The organism is Paenibacillus pinihumi DSM 23905 = JCM 16419, assembly GCF_000422505.1.
GTDB classification, from domain to species: domain Bacteria; phylum Bacillota; class Bacilli; order Paenibacillales; family Paenibacillaceae; genus Paenibacillus_D; species Paenibacillus_D pinihumi.
Genome location: NZ_AULX01000041.1, coordinates 1 through 21,350, shown reverse-complemented (window position 1 = coordinate 21,350; position 21,350 = coordinate 1). Strand labels below are relative to the sequence as shown.

Genomic DNA, 21,350 nt, shown 5'->3' with positions numbered 1-21,350 from the left:
AAGCGTTTTTAGTTCCGGGAAGTTTACGGCAAGTGAAAATAGAATCACGAAACGGGGCTCAAAACGCTTGCGCAGAGCTGCTTATCTGGTGGTCATATGCGGGTTAAGGAAGGGCTTGAATCCCCTCCTAAGAGCGTATTACGACAAGAAAAGAAGCGAAGGTAAGCCCCATAAGGTAGCCGTGATTGCTTGCGCCAACAAGGTATTACATCACGTCTACGCTATGCTTAGAAAACGGCAACCTTTCGCTTCTAAAGCCTTTTCTTCCACAAACTTCCATGAGGTGGAGGTTTGTTTGTCATGCGTTGAATTCAGTATAACAAAAACAGCTGTCTAATAAAACCGCCTATTGACAAAGTATTAGCTGGTTTTTTGTGCGCGATTATACTATTTCGATTGAAGCTGATCCGCCCAGGAATATTGCGGCTTCCATCCCAGTACAGATTTGGCTTTGGCATTGCTTACCACCGCTGTCCGGCCTGCAAACGCAGACCTGAGCTCCGTGACATCCGGATAGAATTCCTGGAGCAGTTGATCCGTATCCCAATGGCTCAATGTATCGTCGGCTGTAATATTCAGGCTGACAGCACCGCAATTCTCGGCTTCGAGTGAGGCAATACATGCGCGAACCGCGTCACGGATATCGATATAGCTCCACAGAATCGTTTTGAAGGACTTCGGATCACGGCTGGCAAATGACGGGTATTCCTCCGGCCGGGTAATCATCGAAAACCGCAGGGAAATGACCTGCATGCCGGTTCTGCGCCAGAACATCTCGGCCGTGGCCTCGCCTACAACCTTGGATAGCCCGTAGCATTCCTGCGGCTTTTGCGGATGCTCTTCATCGAGCGGCAAATAGTCCGGGGAAAATGGCTTTGGCGCCCAGGCAAAACCGTAAGAGGATTCGCTTGATCCCAGGACCGCCTTGCGGATGCCGAGCACAGCTGCCGCCTCCAAAATGTTGTAGGCAGCCAGCGTATTGTTGGCAAATATATAGGGATACGGATGATACAGCGGCGCCGGTATGGCTGCGAGGTGAACAATCGCGTCCGCACCATGAAGTGCGCTGACGACTTGGCCGAAATCGTTCAGGTCGACTTGAATTTGCCTGCAGTGCAATTTATCGGACATGCGGTTATCCAAGGAAGCAACTTCATAGCCCTGCTGCTGAAGCTCATGCACGAGCTGCGAACCCAGTTTTCCGCTGCCACCGGTGACGGCAATTTTTTTCATCGCTTCTGCCCCTCCTTCTCGGATATGCCGTTACGGACGAACGAGTGTGCCATCCGCTTTACGGTCCAGTGTATATGGATTAAAATACGTCTTGCTGTTCCACCCTTCACCGACAAGCTCTCTCGCCTTGATTTCATCCAGGTCAATGCCAAGCCCCGGCTTGTCTGACGGGTACAAGTAACCTCCGATTCTGGTAATATGCCCAGGAAAAGCCTCCAGCTCCTCCGTCTTGAAATGATTAATTTCCTGAATCCCGAAGTTCCATATTGCCATATCGAGATGAACAGCGGCAGCCTGATTGACCGGGTCATTCTCGCCGCCCTCCTGCCAAGCCGTACGAACACCGAAGGCTTCACACAGTGCTGCTATTTTCCGGCAGGCGCTAATTCCTCCCGCCTTGGACACACGGACCCGGATAAAATCTATCAGCCTCTCCTTGACCAGTTCGGTCCATTCCTGCGGATGGGTGAACAGTTCGCCTACCGCCTGCGGTGTCGATGTCTGCTGGCGCATCTGCCGGTACCAGGCCGTCTGTTCAGGAGGCAGGGCATCCTCCAGGAAGAACAGGCTGTAGGGCTCCAGCCGCTTGGCCAGGGCAATCGCATGTATAGGTGAAAGATGTTCATGAACGTCATGTGTAAATTGCACGCCGGAGCCGAATTCCAGCCGCAGCTGTTCGAACATTTGCGGAATGCTGTTGACATAAGCATGTTCATCGAAAACATGCCCGCTCGCCCAGGCATTAACCGGCAAGTTGGCCTGCTCCTTCCCGATGAAGCCTCCTCCTCCATAACCGCCGAGTTGGGCACGGATAACCGTGTAGCCCTCCTCCACATAGCGGTGTACCTCTTCCTTGAGCTCACTGATCGTCGAGCCGCCGGCATGCCCATAGCAAGGCACTGCCGCGCGGCATGCACCGCCCAGGAGCTGATAGACCGGAAGTCCGGCTTCCTTCCCTTTAATATCCCACAGCGCCATATCTATGCCGCCAATCGCTGTCTGCAGCAGCGCACCGTTCCGCCAGTATCCGCTCAGATGCATCGTTTGCCACAAGTCTTCAATGTGGGCCGCTTCCCTGCCGATGATGACCGGTGCAAGCAACTGCTCGATTATATGAACGACAGCCTCCGGATTATATACATCCGATGCCGACCCGATCCCGTACAGCCCATCCTGGTCGGTTGTCACTTTGACTATCGTCCAAACTCCATTTTTCCTTGTGCGAATACATTCCACACCTGTTATTTTCGCCATTCATCTGTCCCCCTTTGCCGCCTTTCTATCAGTGTAATTCAAATCCGGCGGACTATTAATGAGACAGCTATAAACTTTATGCCGTATTATTATCCTGTTGAGGCCCCTGACACCGGGTTAGATGAAACCGATTACAAATGAATGAACTCTGTTGCTTTCTAATACCTATTATTTATTGATCATCCTGGCTGTCCTTGCCTGTTACCGGCGTATATTTAGTGGTAAAATCAGGGTATGAAAATCGATGCGGAATAAAGGCTTGCGAATAAGCATAATAAGCGGACTTTGGGCCCGACATGAAGGAGGAAAGATAATGGTTGACGATACAGAGAACCCGTGGCATGAGAAAATAGCGAAATCCGAGCATGAGTCCTACAACATTATTATCAGCTCCGTGGAGAACGGATTCTCTGCACATTGGCATAAGGAGATTGAAATCGTCTATATTATCGAAGGCAGCATGCAGATCGGGCTGAATGCCGTCCGTTATCCGCTAAACCGCGGCGACATCTTATTCATTGGTTCCTGCGATATTCACCGATACTATCCCAACCCGCTGGGCTGTACCAAAATTATTCTGCAGCTCGACAAATCGGTTTTTGGAGACTACGCTGATCAAATGGTGAACCGGAAATTTACGATGCCGCATATCTCCCCTGAATGCAGTCTTCCGGCAGGCGGCCAGCAACTCCTGCAGGCTGCACTGGAGCAGCAGTTACTTGGCATCTATGAGGAGACAGAGCAAAAATTGCCGGGATACAAGCTGGCGAGCAAAGCCCGCATTCATGATTTGTCAGCAGTTCTAATCCGGTACATGCCGATGGAAGCGTATCTGCCTGAGGAACGCACAATCCGGCTCCAGCAGCTGGAACGGCTGGACACCGTATGCAAATATATTGAGCAAAACTATCATACCGATATTACTCTGGAACAGGCTGCTAAGGTTTGCGGCTTCAGTCTTCATCACTTTTCACGGTTTTTCAAGGAAACTGCAGGCATGAACTTCGTTCATTATGTAAACGCATTCAGAATTGATAAAGCCAAGCTGCTGCTGCAGGATCGTGAGGCTTCCATCACGGATATTGCTTATCAGGTCGGATTCAACAGCATCGAAACCTTTAATCGTGTCTTCAAGAAACTGAATAACTGTACACCTACAGTCTACCGAAGCAAAAAATGACAGGTGCCGATCAATCTGTGACAAGAAAGATCGGCACTATTTTTTTATAGTTAAGCTAACCGCAAGTTGACCTGAGTCAAGTTGCCCAAGCACGTATATACAAGGAGGAAACAAGCTATGCTCCAAGCCGGAAAAGAAACGCTGCTGTATAGAGATCCTGACGCTTCCATAGAGGACAGAGTACAGGACTTGCTCCAGCGCATGACGATTAAAGAGAAAGTCCGCCAGCTGGATCAATACTTTGGCGCATCGTTCATGAGCGCTGCTCACCCTCATATGCATACGGTAATGGCTGATGATGCCGAGATCAGATGGGATAAAATCAGCGAAACGATTGGCACGGACGGTATTGGATGTATTCATGACTTGTACGGAACAGCTGAAGTGAATAATGCCATTCAGCGTTACGCGGTGGAGCAGACAAGACTTGGCATTCCGATCCTGTTCAGTGAAGAGGCGCTGCATGGCTTGCTGCGACCGGGATGCACCATATATCCGCATGCCATTACGATGGCCTCCACCTGGAATCCGGAGCTGGTCGGTGAAGTTGGCCGGGGAATTGCTGCGGAAACCAGAAGCCTCGGCATTCACGAGACATTCGGACCGGTCCTCGATTTGGCCCGGGAGCCGCGCTGGGGGCGTGTAGAAGAAACGTACGGAGAGGATACCCACCTCGCCAGCCGCATGGCGGTGGCGATGATTCGCGGCTTGCAGGGGGATGATCTAGCCTCAACCAGCAGCATTATTGCCGAGCCCAAGCATTTTGCCGTTCACGGGATTCCAGAATCCGGGCTGAACCACTCCCCTGCCTCTATTGGCATGAACGATATGCGTTCCTACCATCTCCCGGTCTTCGAGGCAGCGTTCGTCGAAGCAGGCGCGGTCAACGCGATGTGCTCCTACAACTCCATTGATGGCGTTCCCTGTGCAGCCGATTACAGCCTGCTCACAGAGGTGCTGCGGGACGAGTGGAATATGCCGGGCTTTGTCCGCTCCGATCTTGGTGCAATTGCCAGACTGGAACATGCCCACTTTACGGCCAGTTCGGAGAAGGAAGCCATCCGCCAGGCGCTGGTGGCCGGGACCGACATGCAATACTATGACTACCCGCATGATGTGTACCAGGAAGCAATTCTGGAAATGGTAGCGAGCGGCGAGTTGAATATAGATACAGTCAACATTGCTGCCAGCCGTGTGCTGAAGGTTAAATTTATGCTCGGCCTGTTTGAAAATCCGTATATCGATCCTAATCTGTCTGTCGAGGTTATACGCAGTGAGAAGCATCGTCAGACAGCATTGCAAGTGGCACGCGAGGGCATCTGTCTGCTGCAAAACAAAGAGCAGTTGCTCCCATTATGCAAATCAACCCCGGTAATTGCCGTTATCGGCCCAAGCGCTGATCATGCCAGACTGGGAGACTACACCCCTCACATTCAAAACTTTGTTCCGACAACGTTAAGACAGGGCATTGAAAAAACAGTCTCCCCGAAAACCAAAGTATTATATGCGAAAGGAACAGGGATATTAGCCGATGAGCTGGAGCCGATTCCGCTGGAATGCCTTTCAGACGGCAGCGGGATTCCCGGGCTTCTTGCCGAGTATTTCAATAACCCGGACCTTGAAGGAGATCCGGTGCTGACCAAGCATGATTCTTCCATTGATTTCAACTGGGTCATCACCAAGCCGGACCAGAGCATTCATACTTTCGGGTTTTCTGTACGCTGGACGGGCAAGCTGGTTCCCAGGCAGTCCCTGGAAGGCTATATCGGGACCGTCAGCCAGGACAGTATGCGCCTATGGCTGAACGGCGAGCTGGTCGTCGACGGCTGGGGCCAGGGCAAGAGCGCCAGAAAAAGTGTGCCGGTCTCTCTTGAAGCAGGCAAAGCATATGATCTGCGCGTCGAATATTGCAAGGATACGAACGGCGTCGAAATTATGCTCGGCTGGAGCCATACGGCAGAAGGCATTCAGGAAGCGGTCGCGATAGCCAGCCAGGCTGATATCGCCATTGTGGCGCTCGGTGACAATGAGAAAACCTGTGGTGAAGGGGTGGATCGTGACAGTCTGGATTTGCCGGGCAACCAGATCCAGCTATTGAAGGCAATTGCTGCTACCGGCACCCCGGTTGTCCTTGTGCTTCAGAATGGAAGACCTGTCACGCTGGAGTGGGAATCCCGGCATATTGCGGCGATTGTAGAAGCCTGGTATCCGGGCGAACTGGGCGGCCAGGCGATCGCCGAGATGCTGTTCGGCGATTATAATCCGGCCGGAAGACTACCGATTTCCTTCCCGCGCACCATCGGCCAAATTCCGGTCTACTATAACCGCCGCCGTGGCGGAACCAAACATTATGTCGGGGGCGACAACCGTCCGCTCTATGCCTTTGGCCACGGGCTTAGCTATACGACATTCCATTATGACAACCTGCTCATTCATACAGACGGACTGATCCGGCCGGATGATGAGTTGCTCATTACCGTTGATGTTGCGAACACCGGACAGTATGACGGAGACGAAGTCGTCCAGTTGTATATTGCCGATGTGTTCAGCTCGATAGCCCGGCCGGAAAAGGAACTCAAACATTTTGAGCGGATACATCTGAGGGCAGGAGAGAAAAAGACGGTCAGCTTCACTGTGACCTCCAAAGATTTGAGCACGCTGGGCAAGGACTTGAAGTGGACGGTCGAGCCGGGAACCTTCCAGGCCCTCGTCGGGGGAAGCTCCGACCGCATCGCAGTTCAAGCCGATTTTATAGTCGTCTGATTAGCAGAAACAATAAGCCTCCAGCCTGTCGAATGCAGGGAAAGGGGCTTATTGTTTTCCAGGGAAGAGATAATTGCAGATCCATGAAGGATTCGGAAGCCTTTTATCGAAGCTTATCATGTAAGCGATTTAAACTTCAATCCCCGGACACGGGTAACAAAGGAGCCCATTACCATGCATCCATTGCAAAGCAGCAGTATACCCGCAACTTCCGGCATTACCAGCATTTTGGAGACGTTGGATATTCAGACAGGCGAACGCACGGTGCTGGCCGAATTTGGCAGGCTGATTGAAGCACCCAACTGGACCCGTGATAACAAGCTTATTTATAACAGTGACGGATTGATTTATGCCTATGATATAACCGCCTCCACAAGCCAGGTGATTGACTCCGGATACGTCAACCATTGCAATAATGATCATGTACTGTCCCCTGACCATTCGCAGTTGGCCGTCAGCCACCATACGAAGGAAGACGGCAAATCACGGATTTATATTTTTTCGCTGACAGGCGGAGAACCGGTTCTGATTACTCCCATGGGGCCCAGCTACCTTCATGGCTGGTCGCCTGACGGCGGTATGCTTGCTTATTGTGCCGAGCGGAACGGCCAATATGATATTTACACAGTCCCGGCTGGAGGCGGCGTTGAGGTGCAACTAACGGACACGCCTGGCCTTGATGACGGGCCGGAATATTCGCCTGACGGCAATCATATCTGGTTCAATTCTCTCCGCTCCGGCCTTATGCAAGTATGGCGCATGGATAAAGACGGCAGTTCCCCTGTGCAGATGACATTTGATGAAAGCAACAACTGGTTCCCGCATGTGTCTCCAGACGGAGAATATGTCGTCTATCTCTCTTACCGGAAGGGAGATGTTGCTCCGGGCGATCATCCGGCCAACAAGCATGTCCAGCTTCGTATCATGACCAGTCAAGGCGGACAATCCCGTGTTCTGGCCGAACTGTTCGGAGGACAAGGGACGATCAATGTGAACTCCTGGTCGCCGGACAGCAGACAGATCGCCTTCGTAAGCTATAGGCTGAGCGAATAGAATGAAGCGAGTTCTGATGAGAATGATAACATCAAAATCCTGGGCAGCAGCAACGATATCGCTGCAAGCATAACCAGATAGCTCTCCTTGTGACTGTATTCATAGTGTCTTATATGCAAAAAAGGGCGGCAGAAACATTCGTTGTTTCTGCCGCCCTTGGCTATCTAAGCTCCAGTGTTGTTCATCGCGTCTATCTGCAGCTGTCCAAACCGGAACCTTATTAAATGGAGCTTCATACGCTAAGCTGCCATTATTAATTGGAGTGCAGATGTACCGTGTAGCGGTACGTCATATCCTCACCGAACCACATCCGGAAATTGGTGCCCCAGGTGTTGTTGTGCAGGTTGAAGTGAAGGCCGCCATCCAGATTGGCAAACGTATTATCGAACCGTACGAGGCGAGGCTCTCCCGGAGATACAAGTGGAGAATCCAGCGATTCAATTCTCGCTGTGCCGTCCGTCCCTTCGTACAGAGCACCTGTGTCTGTAGCATGTAGGTTGCGGTTGCCGTCCTTCACCACACGCAGCGGAGAAATCCAGCCGCCAATTTTATCAAGCAGCCACAGATTTGGGTTGTCTACCTTCACATTGATAGACAGCCAGCTTGCTTCCGGCAATCTGCAATCCTGCTTGCCAAATGTATGCAATTGGATTTGAAGCTCGGAGCCATCCTCAGGCTGACGGTATACGAGAACCAGCTTGGATGGTACTCCATACAGTTCCACAGCTTCTTCCGGCATTCTCAGCTCGGCAATGATTGTTCCGGCATTGCTGTCTCCGATCAGTTTCAGACTGTCCAGAATCGGCTGATATTTGCGGTGTCTAGGCTTAGGAACCGCATATTCAAAGCCAGGTTTGCCAAAATCCGCATCCGCCCATGGATGGGTTTTAATCAAGTTCTCCATATAGTCCCTGAACCAGGCATCATAATTCTCAACACCGAACAATTCATGGACATAAGAAGCAATACGGTGATCGGCATCTGCCCATACTTTACCCTTGCCGTCCTTCAGATGAATGATCGATCCGTCAGTTCCGAATGAAACCTCATAACCGCCCCACTGGAAGCGCTGCTCCGGACGCAAAGCTGTAGCTTCGCCTTGTGGTACCTCCAGCGGCTTCAGTCTTGCTTCCGCTTCCTCGCGCAGCCCTTGCGGCAGTGCAGCCAGTGCAGTTGCCAAATATCCGCGCTGCTCGGTCCATGAGCTCTCCATCTGGCTGTAGGAATTGATTCTCTCTTCAGAAGCAAACAGTCCGGCAGACAAACGGTCATCCTCGTTCATCGCGAAGGCGCCGATGTAGCTGTATTTGTCCGTCACTGCCTCATCCGGGATGATATCGCGTTCTCTGGCTTCATTGAACATTGGTCCGGACCAGTGCTTGAAGTCCGGAAGGAACTTCTTCACATCCAGCCCCCATGTATGCTCGGCTACAAGCAGCAACGCATTGCTGAATTTCTCATGCGCTTCGGAATCTGTCTTCAGTGAGCCTTGTTCAATCCATTGTTTCCGCAGACGGGACAATTCACGGAACTGGGCGGTTTTAAGCGGGTCAGAACCTACCCCGTGAATCCAGGTGTCTCCGATCTCCTCGGTTACAACCGGAAGCACATGACGATGCTCCCACAGGCTCTGTGCATAGTTATCCAGGGTGGAAGCTACCACCTTCGCTCCAGGGAAACGGGCACGGATGCCGTCGAACTGCTCGACAATTTCATCAACAGACGGCGGTCCGCAGTTGTCTCCCGTATGTGCAAACACAAGCGCTTCATCGAAGCCTTCCAGCAGGAATGTCTCCCCGTAGTTGCCGGCATAGTGGACGATAATTTCCTGTCCGTCCACTTTCCAAAGGAACATAAGCGGCACTGCCGGGTTTTTGGAGGTTGGGTTGACACCCAAATGCATATATTTGATGCCCGACTCGGCAAGCAGCGGTACCATGCTAATGGAATGGCCCGGAACATCCGTCATTTTCGCCGAAACAGTCTTTTTGTCAAACTTCTTGTCCAGTCTTGCCGCAATCGACATCCCATAATGGAACAGCGATTCATCCAGCAGCTCGGTATGCAGAGTAAAAGGCAGACCATGCCAGGCCAGACGGCCTTCCTGCATTGCTTTCTCGGCACGTTTTGCAGCTTCTGCATCCGGCTGGATCAATGCCTGATCCATCAGCCAGGAACCGGTTGTCCAGATGAAACCCTCTTCTCCACCGCGGGCATCCAACTGCTCGGACAATTCAATCGCCTTTGGAATAAATTCATTCATGTACCGGTCGACTACCCGATGGGCCAGATCCGTAAAGCCGATATCCAAGTGCGTTTTAAAGATAACGTGCACCTTATTAATTTCGCTCAATCTAATCCCTGCTTTCTTAGAAACTGAGTTTCTTCGTTGACGCTTCTTAACGCTTCCAGCAAGCTGCCCTTCAGCGGCAGAGCGGGCGGCACTCTCGTAATCTGCTGACACTGCAAAATCATGGAACTTACGATAGTATGCACCGTCAGCAGCCATATCTCCCGGAGGAATATAATGGAAATCACTTCTAAAGCAACATTGCTTTTTCCTCTTTGGGAAAGCGCTTGACCACCTAAAGAAAAAAACCGCTCATGCGTTTAGTGGAAGTTAGCCTGATTATAGCAACTTTGTCGCTGGACAGCAACGCCTAGCTTGCATTCTATTATGTGGAGCAGGGAAAACGCTTAGCTTACCCTCTCTTTCCTGCCTCTCCTGCCAAAAAGAAGAAAAAGCCCGTCATTCCCCAGGGAGCGGGAACGGCGGGCTTTCCGGCAGCGGTGCTGTCATAAAGTCGTCGGGTAAGCTCTGACGGCTTCACCAGCTGCTCTTCCAGCTTGCCTGCCAACCGGTTGTATGTAAGGCGCACCTGATCATTTTTTCCTCTCAGAAGATAGCATTTCATCATTAAACGGTAGGCTTCCTCATCATAGGGAGATTCATGAATAATCTGCTCGGCAATTTCAGCCGCTTTCTGATGCTCCCCGTCTTTCATAAAACTCTCGGCAAGCGATATCCGCAGTCCGATAGCGGATTGGTCCAAAATTCGGGCCTCCAACTCTTCTGGCACATGCTGCGGAGTTAGCAGCTTGTGCGGATAAATTCCCACTCCCCGTCCAGATCCAATACGGCCTGGCCACTTGGGTTCCATCCGTGCAAATCCGGCACGCCCGCCCTGATTTCAGGGGCAGCCTGCTTTTGAGTGCTGACAGCCAGATGGCAATAGCCGGCAGCAAGGTCAGCTCAAGCAAACCCAGCAATAATTTGTTTTTCGATATGCGGCCCAATGATGCGGTCCCCTCCATGTAAGTGATTTATCCGAAAATTAATGGGAAAGGGTTAATTATTCTTGAAGGCTGATTGTCTGTTTCAACAGAAAAAGGAGCCGCGGCTCCTTTTTCCCTTATTTTTCAGATAATCAACAAATTGATTTTCGCTCCAATAAGAATTCTGCCTGATAGAAGACAGGGTTATCCGGAACAGCATCGCCAGCGAAGCAGACTGCACAGGCATAGTCGCCCTCCCATGGAAGGGTGTGGATGCTGCCCGGGTGGGTGCTGCCATTTTCCAAAATATGATACCGTCCAGTACCTTTCTCCTGAAACGTGAACGTGTGCAGGGGAATGTTCAACCCCGCTCCCCGCATTTTTACATAGGCCTCCTTCATCGTCCACAGCCGGTAAAACTCACGGAGGAACGCTTCCCCCTCCAGACGGGAGAGCATCTCGCTCTCCTCCGTGGCAAAGAAACGCTTCGCCACATCCAGCTCCATCGGACGCAGCTGCTCAATATCAATGCCGGTCTCATCAGTATGGAATACAGCACATACCCAATCCCCTGCATGGCTGAAATTAAAGCTCGGCCCGCCGCCTTCAAGAGCCGGTTTGCCATGTGTACCTGTGCGGAACATGATGTCCGCATTTGAAAATGCATACTCATTGCATAGTACATGGCGTACCAGCAGCTCGCCGAGCAAAGAGCGGTATTTATCCGCCTGAAAATGGAATCTGGCGATCCGCCGCCTCCGTTCCTCGGACACAAGGCTTAAGCTATGCTCCAGCAGTTCTGGCTCGATCGCACTCGGAACTTGAACAGCGTATACAGACGGATTTTCTTTCATTCTCTTTGCTCCTTACTTAATCTAACTTCTCATAATCTTCTCTGAATCTCTGACAATTGATGAAGGATGAATTTTTAGCGTGCCCGTATATTCGATCCTATCAATGCTGCATCCCGATCCGATCTCAATATCCGTACCTGTAATCAGCTTAGCAGTTGTATGCTCGGCATATAAGTAATTCACTTGCAGGCGCTGGGTCTCCAGCCGATTTCCTGGCTCTCCCGAACCAATCCGGATATTAGCTCTGTTACTATAAATCTCGCGGGCAAAACAGCTTCCGCGCAGCCTGGCATCGAATCGATCAGTTTCCAAGGCTCCCCCAATCCTGAATGAGCCTCTCGAAAAAAAGCGGTCCAGCCTTACATTCCCGCTAATTGCCACCGTTCCCACCGACTTGATTGAACTGCCTGCGTAGCTGCGGTAGCTTTGGAAAGTTCCCTTGTTCACCAGCGATTTGATTTGCGCATGTCCATGCACGATAAAAGTCCCCGGATTCACTAAATTCTGAACCTGCAAATCTCTCGCCACTGTGACAGTCCCTAGAACCATTATACGGCGCAAGGCCAATAATTTGTCAAATTTGCATGTCCCCAAGACCAGACATTGTGTTCCCTCCACATCAGCAGAGAAATCAGCTGTACCCAGTACAACAATTCGTTTAAACCGCATCTCCTCAACCCGTCTGTATCCACCAACCAGCAGCGATTTTGCTTTATCCATGGTGCTTACAGCAGCTCGATTTTCCGGGAAGCGCACTCCGCGATATGCTCGCTTGGCCATACTGAGGGCTGCACTTCTCCGATATGAGACTTGTTCAGGAAAAACAGGCATATTCTCGATCTCCCGATACCGCCTCCGATCGAGAGCGGAATCGTATCTTCTAGAATCATCCTGTGGAAAGAGTGGGCAGTGCGTTCCAGGCAGCCTTTAATTTCAAGTTGTTTCATAAGCGCAGTTTTGTCGACTCTTATTCCCATCGAGGATAACTCCACCGAACGGCCCAAAACCTTTGACCAGACCAAAATATCCCCGTTCAACTGCCAGTCGTCGTAATCTGGAGAACGCAGATCATGTGGCGTCCCGGATTTCAATTCCCCTCCAATCTGCATAATAAATACGGCTCCATGCTCCTTGGCGATAGCATGTTCCCGCTCTGTTGGGGTCAAATCCGGGTAACGCTCCTCTAGCTCCTGTGTAGTCGCAAAAATAATGCATTCTGGCAAATCGTGCGCAAGCTCAGGATACTCGCCTCGGATAACTTGGCCGGTCGATTTAATTACTGCATACAGCCGCTCGACAACTGATTGCAGGAATGCCTCCGTGCGCTGCTCAGCGGTTATCGCCATCTCCCAATCCCATTGATCTACGAAATAGGAATGTAGTGGACCTACCGCCTCATCCCGCCTAACGGCTCTCATATCCGCATACAGCCCTGTACCCGGCTCGAACCCGTATTTCCCCAAAGCAGCACGCTTCCATTTTGCAAGCGAGTGGACAATTTCAGCCCCCGCGCCGGGCATGCCCCGCAAATCAAAAGCTACTGGACGCTCAACGCCATTAAGCTGATCATTCACTCCAGTACCGCTCTCCACGAACAAAGGTGCTACAACCTTGCTCAAATTTAATTCACTTTCCAACCGGCTTTCAAATGTCCGGCAGACGAACTGAACCGCGGCTTGCGTTGCTTGATACTTATTCATGATCACTGTTTCCATCTGATTCCCGTCCTCTAATTGATATTTTGGATATGAATTAAATCATGGCTGCTGGCTTCAGTTCATTCAGATGCTGAACGAGCTCGTTAATTGTCCCATATTTATACAATAATAAGGGCTCAATATCATACCCTATTGTCTCCAAAGCAATTTCGACCTTGACCGAATGAATCGAGTTGCCTCCAAGATCAAAAAAATTCTGATCCAACCCAATCTCTTCAATACCAAGAAGTTCTTTCCACAATGACATGATTTGATTGACCAACTCCGTATCAAGCTGATTTGCCGATTCTTTCCCCTCGTGCGATGCAACACTTAAATCAGATAAGGCCCGGCGGTCCAACTTGCCGTTTGGTGTCAGAGGCAGGTTGTCAAGAAGCACCCAATCGCCCGGAACCATTTGACGGGGCAATTTTCCTGAGACGAAGGCTTTCAGCCCTTCAAGCTGCCGATCCTCGGACAGAGCAATGAAGGCCCGAAGCACTGGCTGACCGCTTTTGCTATGCTGGAGCAACACGCAAGCTTGTCTGACACCTGCATAACTGCTAACACAAGCTTCAATTTCCCCTAGTTCTATCCGATGACCGAACATCTTAATCTGATTGTCCATCCGTCCGGCATGCATGAAGCTTCCATCAGGTAAAATCACTCCCATATCGCCTGTTTTGTACCAGCTTATAGTCGTATCGGCAGGGAGCGGGCAGAACCGTTCAGCCGTCAGTTCAGGACGCTTCCAGTAGCCTTGGGCTACTAGCGGGCCACCAATACAGATTTCTCCTTTAATTCCGACAGGCTGTTGCCTGCCCGAAGGCCCCACAACCACAACAGCTGTCCCGTCTAGCGGTAAGCCGATTCTGACCCGTTCCTCCTTCGACAGTTCCGCTGCTGTGGCCCAGACAGTCGCTTCAGTTGGACCATACATATTGAATATTCTGGCCTCAGACACAGCTTGTACAGATTGCAGTAACTCCGCTGGAAGGGCCTCCCCGCCAACCAGAACGTATGCAAGTTGAGCTAAAGCCTCCTTCGCTTCTGAGGCGAGAAGCAGCCTTTGCAAAAGGGATGGGGTAGTTTGCAAAAGTGTCGCCCGATTCCGGATGATGAGGTGGTTCAGCATTTCTGGCTTAGACAAATCTGTATCATCTGCCAGAATGACCGTATGGCCTTTCCAAAGAGGCAATAGCGACTCCAGCAGAAAAATATCGAATGAAACGCTCGTCGAGCACAATATTCGGCTGTCTGGCGGCAGCTTCAATCGTTCAGTGACCGATGCGAAAAATTGCAGCACATTAGCGCTGTCTACCATTACCCCTTTGGGGAGCCCTGTGGAGCCGGACGTGTAAATTAAATATGCAAGGTCATTCAGGCATCGTTCATTATCCGGAATGAACCGGGAATCTCCGGAACCTGCTTCTGGCTTTGAGGCATCCAGCCGAACAATTTCTTCCGGTAAGCCGTCAGCATGTTCAGCGTCCGTTAGTACCAGCTTCATGCCGCTATCCTCGAACATAAATGCGATACGCTCCTGCGGGTAAGCAGGATCAAGCGGGACATAGGCAGCGCCGCATTTCCAGATCCCGAGCAATGAAGCAAGCAGCAGCGGAGAACGTCCCATATAGCAACCGACCTTATCATTAGCTCCAATGCCCCGCTTCCCAAGCGCCTGTGCAATCTGGTCAGCCCTGCGGCTCAGCTCTGCGTAGCTGAGTTCTCCCTCTCCGCTTAATACAGCTATTTTTTCTGGTGCAAATGCCACATTCGTCTCAAAGCCATCCATGAGCCCTTCCGGTTTTGAAAAAGAAAGCTCCCTTCTGTCAAATGACTTGAGCATTTCGCGGTCTTCCACAGTCAGAAGATCGATATCTCCGATTCGGATCCCCGTCTCATCCACAACCTGACGAGCAATAGCCAGATAATGACCATTTATGCGGCCAATCATTTCCGGATCATATTTATTGGCATTAAACCTGAAGACAAGTCGCATCTCATCTCCGGGAACAATCACAAAGTTGAAGTCGAAATCCGCCTGCTCAAACTCCTCGTCCATATGCAGGGTAAGACCGCTTTTTTGGTTACCGCTGACTGAAGCCGGGGCAACGGGGTAATTCTCAAATATAAACAAATGGTTTAATAGATGGCTATTCCCGGTCGCCGCGGAAAATTTGGACAGCACCTCATAAAGCGGCAAATAGCTGTGCTGAAGCGAAGTACTCGTTCTTTCCTGCACAGCAGCCAGCAACTCATCGAATCTCATATCTTTTTCAGTCTGAATTCGAATCGGAATTGTGTTAATGAATAAGCCGATCATTTCCTCAATGCCTTCCACTTCCGGCGGACGTCCGGATACGACAGCCCCGAACACAACATCGTCAGTACTGTTGTATCGTTGCAGCAACACTCCCCACATCGCTTGAAATAGCGTATTTAATGTAACTCCGTTTAATTTTGCTGTTTCAGCCAATTGGGCCGTGAGTGAAGAATCCAGCTTGTACATGATTTCTTGCTGGAGATAGCCTTTCTCCAGCCCTGCAGCCCCATCTTCACGCCATGCGGCAGGAATGGTGGCAAGCTGCTCATAACCTTCCAGCAAGTTTCCCCAATATTGGATACTTTGCTGCTTGGAACAACGCTCCAGCCATGCAATATAGCGGCTAAACGGCTGCGGATAGGAAAGGTCCGGAGTTTCTCCATGTTTTAAAGCTTCATAAATAGTAAAAAGTTCCCGGGTCACAATAGGTACACACCAGGCATCCATCAAAATATGATGGAAGCTCCAGAGCAAAGTAAAACGGTCCGGTTGCTGACGGAAAATCCGAATTCTCATCAGTACAGCATCGGAAGGAAGAAAGCCATGCTCACGATCCTCCAACTTGACTTCGCTGATGCGCTGCTCCTGCTGCTCATCTGTCAGATGAATTAAATCTTCATAAACGCACTCGGAGGCCGGTTCCTCCATAACAGCCTGGAGCGGGTTTGTTACCCGCTCATAGATAAATTGAGTTCTGAGAATTTCATGGCGCTTGGCCAATTGTACTAGGCTTTTCTGTAAAAGAACCGGGTCCAGTTCCCCTTCCGCCCGATATACATATTGAATAAAATAGGTCTTGCTTCCATTCCCAGACAAAGAGTTGTACAGCATACCCTCCTGCATAGGCGACAGCTTGTACATGCCCTGTACCCGATTTGTGCTATCAAGCTTAGTATCAGATGTTTGCATCAGCGTTTCTCCTTCCTCTGGTATGATTGCGCCGCATGAGCAGGGACTGTGCCTCATCGGCGGTCAATGTCGCAGCCTGCAGCATGCTTTTCTCCGAGATTAGCTTGTTTTCCCTGGCATTTTCGATTAGGGACATTAAACATTGCTTGCAGCCCGATAGTAATGATTGAATTGCCGACTGTTCTTGATGGGAGGGACTGTAAATAATTTGAAAGGATAGCTGTCCGCCAGAAATGACGGCAATCGCCTCCATCGGATATTCCCGCCTCGCTTCCGGTGAAATCAACTGACCGGTTGGCTTGTCTGATAATGTAAACAGCTCATTATGAAACTCAGCGCCTAGCTGACCCAAATAATTAAAACTGACCGGGGCATTAGGGGGCAGCTTCTTATTCTGCTCCAAACCATGGGTCATATAGCGCCATACGCCATATTTCCACCCGTTCTCCGCAGCTTGCCGGAAGCGGCTCTTAACAAGGGTAACGACGCTGCCAAGGTCAATAATCTGCCCCAGTTCCATATGCAATGGAAATACTGAGGTAAACCAGCCTACCGTCCGGCTGACATTGAGTGATTTCAGACCGCCATCCCTCCCGTGCCCTTCCATATCAATATCAATGCTTCGCAGCCCGAACTGCTCCCTCAATGCGAACAAGAGTGCAGTCAGCAGCAACTCATCCATACGGGCCTGGTAAGCCTCTGTTGTATGAAACAGCAATTGTTCTGTCGATTCCCTGTCCAGCGTGAACGATGCTGTCTGCGCCTCCCCGTATAACAGCGTGCCAGACTCGGATGCGGAAGCCAGGGGGCACTCTTCCGTAAGCTCAGCCTGGTTATTCGCCCAACCCATGTTTTCGGGCAGAGCGACCGGAGAATCCGCTGGAAGAAGTCCCGATACCCATTTCGCATATGAATCCGTCTTACCTGAAAGCATGATTGGCTGGTCTTTTTGCGCTTGTGTGTAGGCCTCCGCCAGGTCCTCCAGCAAAATGCGCCAGGATACGCCATCCACTACCAAATGATGGGCAACCAACAGGAGATGGTCGCCGCTCCCGGTGCGAAAAAGTCGTGCCTTGAACAGATGACCAGCCGTCAGGTCAAAGCTTTGCTGAAGCGAACTAGCGCTTTGCTCCATGCACTGAAGCTCACCGGCCTCCGGAATGACTTCAATGTCCAGCACTGTTTCGCTGCCTTTATCCTGCTTGTGGCACGTTGCCACAATTCCGTTCTGTCCATGTGCAAACGCACTGCGCAGGATATCATGATGCCGAATTAATGCTTGTAGAGAAGCTTCCAGCGACTGAGCATCATAGCCCTCCCTGCGGTAAAGCATAACCGACTGATTGTAATGGCTGAGCAGCCCGTGGCGCTCAAAGAATCGTAGCTGTATTGGAGATAGTGGAATTTCGCCGCTAATCTCACTGTCCATTCCATCGCCGCTGCTATACTGGACCGCTGAAGCCATCTCTCTAACCGTCCGTTGCAGCAGCAATGCGTGTAGGTCGACGGTATAGCGCTGTTTGTGGAGCCGGGCGGAAATTTGAATCGCTCTTATGGAATCCAGCCCCGCATACACCAGATCGTCATCAAGACCAAGCTCCTCAAGCCCGAGTACAGCCTTGCACACCTCAATTAACTTCTGCTCCACATCTCCGGCAATACCGCCAGCACCCTGTACCTGCTGACGCGGCTCCGGAAGCTTGGACAGATCAAGCTTGCCGTTCGTCGTTAACGGGAAGCTTGATAGAGCGATATATCCTGAGGGCAGCATATAAGACGGCAGCCAGCGCTTGGCAAATTCTTGCAATTGCTTCTCCAGGACCTGCTGGTCCGCCACATAATACGCAAACAGCTTGGACTGGCGCACCACCACCCTGGCATCCGTTACTCCGGGACAGCTTCTTAAACACTTCTCTACCTCGTCCATTTCAATCCGGTAGCCGTTAATTTTGATCTGCTCATCCTTTCGACCCTCGTAAATGATGACGCCATTATCCAGACGTCTGGCGAGATCTCCCGTTTTGTACAGTCGCCCGCCAGGTTGGAACGGATCCTCAATATAGCTGGCAGATGTAAGCTCCGGCCTGTTCCAGTATCCTTTCGTCACCCCGAGGCCGCCGATATAGATTTCACCTGTCATCCCAGCCGCAACTGGCTCAAGGCGGGAGTTCAGAACATGAATCGAAGTATTTCCGCCCGGCATTCCAATGGGCACAGCCTCTGCTGCATCATGATCCGGATTGAACGTATAGGTCATACAGCCAATCGTAGCTTCCGTTGGCCCATACTCATTGTAAATTTCAATCTGTCCTTCATATTGGGCATGAACCTCTTCCGCCAAATCCCAGGGCAACTGCTCGCCGCCGACAATCATTTTTTTTACAGCCGGGGCCGGGTCGAACTGTGTCCACAGCTTTAGATGCGATGGGGTCAGCTTAATCAGATCGGACCGGTTATCTTCGGCAACTCTCAGAAGCAAACTTGCCGCATCACTGCCTCCATAGACAATCAGCCGGCCTCCTGATACCAGCGGCAGAAAGATTGAAGTTACCGTCAAATCAAAGGCAATGGACGAATACAACGGGATTGCCAGCGATTCTCCGGACACATACATTTCGGTTGCCCAGCCTAAATAATTGATGACATTGCCATGAGATACCTCAACACCCTTGGGCTGGCCTGTTGAACCTGACGTGTAAATCAGATATGCCGTATGAGAGCTGTCGCCTGTCTGCTCTGCGGGACTATTGTAATCGCCCCCAGGTACGGATGGCTCCGCCGCCAACTCACAATCTGCAGCAATCACAGGGCAGGGCAGTGTTGCGGGAACCTGAACCGAATCCGTAACCAATGCTGCCATTTCACTATCTTCAGCGATGAATTTAATCCTCTCCGGTGGAGTTTCCGGATCAATAGGCACATATGCGGCTCCTGTCTTCAGGATTCCAAGTAACGCCGCTACCAGCTCAGGCGAACGGTTCATCAACACCCCTATGCGAATACCCGGTCCAAGTCCCGGAACCGCTTCCGCAAGAACTGCGGCAGTGTTGTCGCTTGCCCTTTCTAATTCTTCATAGGTCATGGATTGTGAATCATATTCAAGCGCTGTTCGGGAGGGATACCGCTGAGCGGATGCCGCGAACCATTCCTGTATTGTCGAATAGGGCGGAAGCTGCCTTACGGTTTCATTCATGCCATAAATGCGCGCCTCCTCCTCTGCTGTCAGCAGACCAATATCTGCAACCAGACGATCCTTATGACGGACCAACTGCTCCAAAATATGAAGGAGGCTGCGTATCCAAGAATGGCCTTCTGTTTCATCCAATTGAGCGCCTATTAATTCACCGCCGATTCTCTCACCTTCCAGCGAGAAAATAAAAGCCAGCCGATTGTTGTAATGATCAACCGTATTCATAAAGGCATTCAATTCATGCAAACCATCAAAGCCAACTGCGAATTGGTGGACCTTCTCCACTTCTGCATTTGGCATCTTCCGGTAAGCGTCTGTTATCGTCGGCGCTTGCGAGTAAGCAGCTTTTAATTCCGACAACGTCCCATTAAGATAAGACGCAACAGATGTACTGGCTTCCATTTCAAGACAAATAAAAATACTGGAAGATATTTCTGATTCTGTTGTCTGCAACAAAGGCAAGGCCAGACCAGCCTGCAGTGCCCCGGAAACCTTCGAAATCGTCAGGCCAAAGGCCGCTGTCAGCAGTGCAAATAACGTATGCTGATCCTGCCTCGCCATCTGCAACAGGCTTTCAGACAACTCAGCTCCCATTTGAAAAGGCAGGCGCTGCTTACCCATTCCTGTTCGTTTGGCAGACCATGATGGTTCATCAGGCATCAATTCTCTCATGGCCTCCAGCTTGTCTATCCAATAGCCGCGGCTCGCTTCCTTTTGCTCCTTCGCCGTAAACATGGTATTCCCCCTTGTTATCTGTTACCCGGACTGTCCCCACTGCTGCAGCAAAGGGAACAGTCCGGGAGTGGCTGGATTCTCGGCTTTCGTTCAGTACAAGTCTACATAAGCCTTCCGGGCTAATGTATGGCACAAAGATAATCGTCCCGACACTTGCCGAAAGCAATCGGCGAATTAATCAAATGAAAAGGAATGCTTGAAAGCTTGTTCGATCTGCTCTTTGACGCCTCCCATATCATATTTGCTATCGTTCAGGCGTCTCCAAAGGGTGTCCAGCGTTTCGGACGGGTAGGTGACCGCAAGCTCCAGCAAATGCGTATAATCTTTCATCCATTCCTCAGCTGTATGCTTCATAAATAGCGATGTCCTGTAAGCTAGTGAATACGAATAGGAACCTTCCTGCTCGCTAACCTCCAACATCAGATCGAATTTAGCGGCGGTTCCCGTCAATTCGTAGGCACTCTTGATCGCGGCATCCTGGAGCCGGTGGTTCATGCCTCCCAGACGGTGCAAAACGAACATCACATCGAACAGCGGATGGCGGCTCAAATCCCTTCTCGCATCCAGCTTCGATACCAGTTCCTCAAACGGGTAGTCCTGGTGCTCGTATGCGGACAGCGCACGCTCGCGCATCTCTCCCAGGAAGGCACGGAAGCTCTTGTCTCCCGCAGCCTGTCCCCGCATCGGCAGCATGTTGATGAACACGCCTGCCATGGCTTCTGTATCGACATGGGTGCGTCCGGCGACCGGCGTACCGACCACCACATCCTCCTGCCCCGACAGTTTCGACAACAGCACCTGCAAGCCCGACAGCAGCACCATATACATCGTTGCGCCGCTTTCCGCCCCCAGCTTCTTCATCGCCTCGACCAAGTTCGCG

At 51.0% G+C, this 21,350-nt stretch carries 13 protein-coding genes and 1 pseudogene; 4 read left to right on the top strand and 10 right to left on the bottom strand.

The annotated features are described in order from the left end of the window. A pseudogene (locus tag H583_RS36130) lies at window positions 1–247 on the top strand (transposase); the annotation flags it as partial. Window positions 248–387: 140 nt separating this feature from the next. Here the strand turns inward: H583_RS36130 and H583_RS0113655 are convergent. After that, window positions 388–1,233, bottom strand: a complete 846-nt coding sequence (locus tag H583_RS0113655) for an NAD-dependent epimerase/dehydratase family protein (protein ID WP_028560948.1) — start codon at window positions 1,231–1,233, stop codon at window positions 388–390. 30 nt (window positions 1,234–1,263) lie between these two features. Beyond that, window positions 1,264–2,487 (bottom strand): enolase C-terminal domain-like protein, encoded by a 1,224-nt coding sequence (locus H583_RS0113650; RefSeq protein WP_028560947.1) that lies wholly within the window; start codon window positions 2,485–2,487, stop codon window positions 1,264–1,266. A 313-nt stretch (window positions 2,488–2,800) separates the two neighbouring features. On the opposite strand from H583_RS0113650, the gene H583_RS32890 reads away from it, so the two are divergent. The 3 genes from H583_RS32890 (at window position 2,801) to H583_RS0113635 (ending at window position 7,483) form a co-directional block, all read left to right on the top strand. Then, window positions 2,801–3,667 carry an AraC family transcriptional regulator gene (locus H583_RS32890; protein ID WP_051236443.1) on the top strand — a complete coding sequence of 289 codons (867 nt, stop codon included), beginning with the start codon at window positions 2,801–2,803 and terminating at the stop codon, window positions 3,665–3,667. Window positions 3,668–3,784: 117 nt separating this feature from the next. Next, the gene (locus H583_RS0113640; protein ID WP_028560946.1) at window positions 3,785–6,430 is read left to right on the top strand and encodes a glycoside hydrolase family 3 protein; all 2,646 of its coding nucleotides are present in this window, start codon (window positions 3,785–3,787) and stop codon (window positions 6,428–6,430) included. 174 nt (window positions 6,431–6,604) lie between these two features. Then, complete coding sequence (locus H583_RS0113635; RefSeq protein WP_051236441.1) at window positions 6,605–7,483, top strand: TolB family protein; 879 nt, start codon at window positions 6,605–6,607, stop codon at window positions 7,481–7,483. Between the two features lie 253 nt (window positions 7,484–7,736). Here the strand turns inward: H583_RS0113635 and H583_RS0113630 are convergent, their stop codons facing one another. The 8 genes from H583_RS0113630 to H583_RS32880 all read right to left on the bottom strand — a co-directional run. Beyond that, on the bottom strand, window positions 7,737–9,836 hold the full coding sequence (locus H583_RS0113630) for a DUF5054 domain-containing protein (protein WP_028560944.1): 2,100 nt from the start codon (window positions 9,834–9,836) through the stop codon (window positions 7,737–7,739). 349 nt (window positions 9,837–10,185) lie between these two features. Continuing rightward, window positions 10,186–10,644, bottom strand: a complete 459-nt coding sequence (locus H583_RS0113620; RefSeq protein WP_054710419.1) for a bacterial transcriptional activator domain-containing protein — start codon at window positions 10,642–10,644, stop codon at window positions 10,186–10,188. A gap of 267 nt (window positions 10,645–10,911) precedes the next feature. Beyond that, on the bottom strand, window positions 10,912–11,613 hold the full coding sequence (locus H583_RS32885) for a 4'-phosphopantetheinyl transferase family protein (RefSeq protein WP_051236439.1): 702 nt from the start codon (window positions 11,611–11,613) through the stop codon (window positions 10,912–10,914). Window positions 11,614–11,634: 21 nt separating this feature from the next. Continuing rightward, window positions 11,635–12,333: a hypothetical protein gene (locus H583_RS0113605; protein ID WP_028560941.1), complete on the bottom strand. Its 699-nt coding sequence runs from the start codon at window positions 12,331–12,333 to the stop codon at window positions 11,635–11,637. Between the two features lie 5 nt (window positions 12,334–12,338). Further along, window positions 12,339–13,313 (bottom strand): aspartate--ammonia ligase, encoded by a 975-nt coding sequence (gene asnA, locus H583_RS0113600; RefSeq protein WP_173477350.1) that lies wholly within the window; start codon window positions 13,311–13,313, stop codon window positions 12,339–12,341. A 52-nt stretch (window positions 13,314–13,365) separates the two neighbouring features. Continuing rightward, complete coding sequence (locus tag H583_RS0113595) at window positions 13,366–16,545, bottom strand: non-ribosomal peptide synthetase (protein WP_028560939.1); 3,180 nt, start codon at window positions 16,543–16,545, stop codon at window positions 13,366–13,368. After that, the gene (locus H583_RS0113590) at window positions 16,532–20,470 is read right to left on the bottom strand and encodes a non-ribosomal peptide synthetase (protein WP_028560938.1); all 3,939 of its coding nucleotides are present in this window, start codon (window positions 20,468–20,470) and stop codon (window positions 16,532–16,534) included. Before H583_RS0113590 ends, H583_RS0113595 begins: the two co-directional genes overlap by 14 nt. Before the next feature lie 174 nt (window positions 20,471–20,644). After that, window positions 20,645–21,350, bottom strand: a 706-nt coding sequence (locus H583_RS32880; protein ID WP_036709608.1) for a condensation domain-containing protein, incomplete at its 5' end; no start/stop codon positions are given.

Excerpts from the sequence above, each read along its gene's own strand:
- H583_RS0113655 (WP_028560948.1), bottom strand. The coding sequence starts at position 1,233 with ATGAAAAAAATTGCCGTCACCGGTGGCAGCGGAAAACTGGGTTCGCAG.
- H583_RS0113650 (WP_028560947.1), bottom strand. The coding sequence starts at position 2,487 with ATGGCGAAAATAACAGGTGTGGAATGTATTCGCACAAGGAAAAATGGA.
- H583_RS32890 (WP_051236443.1), top strand. The coding sequence starts at position 2,801 with ATGGTTGACGATACAGAGAACCCGTGGCATGAGAAAATAGCGAAATCC.
- H583_RS0113640 (WP_028560946.1), top strand. The coding sequence starts at position 3,785 with ATGCTCCAAGCCGGAAAAGAAACGCTGCTGTATAGAGATCCTGACGCT.
- H583_RS0113635 (WP_051236441.1), top strand. The coding sequence starts at position 6,605 with ATGCATCCATTGCAAAGCAGCAGTATACCCGCAACTTCCGGCATTACC.
- H583_RS0113620 (WP_054710419.1), bottom strand. The coding sequence starts at position 10,644 with ATGGAACCCAAGTGGCCAGGCCGTATTGGATCTGGACGGGGAGTGGGA.
- H583_RS32885 (WP_051236439.1), bottom strand. The coding sequence starts at position 11,613 with ATGAAAGAAAATCCGTCTGTATACGCTGTTCAAGTTCCGAGTGCGATC.
- H583_RS0113605 (WP_028560941.1), bottom strand. The coding sequence starts at position 12,333 with ATGGATAAAGCAAAATCGCTGCTGGTTGGTGGATACAGACGGGTTGAG.
- asnA (WP_173477350.1), bottom strand. The coding sequence starts at position 13,313 with ATGAATAAGTATCAAGCAACGCAAGCCGCGGTTCAGTTCGTCTGCCGG.
- H583_RS0113595 (WP_028560939.1), bottom strand. The coding sequence starts at position 16,545 with ATGCAAACATCTGATACTAAGCTTGATAGCACAAATCGGGTACAGGGC.
- H583_RS0113590 (WP_028560938.1), bottom strand. The coding sequence starts at position 20,470 with ATGTTTACGGCGAAGGAGCAAAAGGAAGCGAGCCGCGGCTATTGGATA.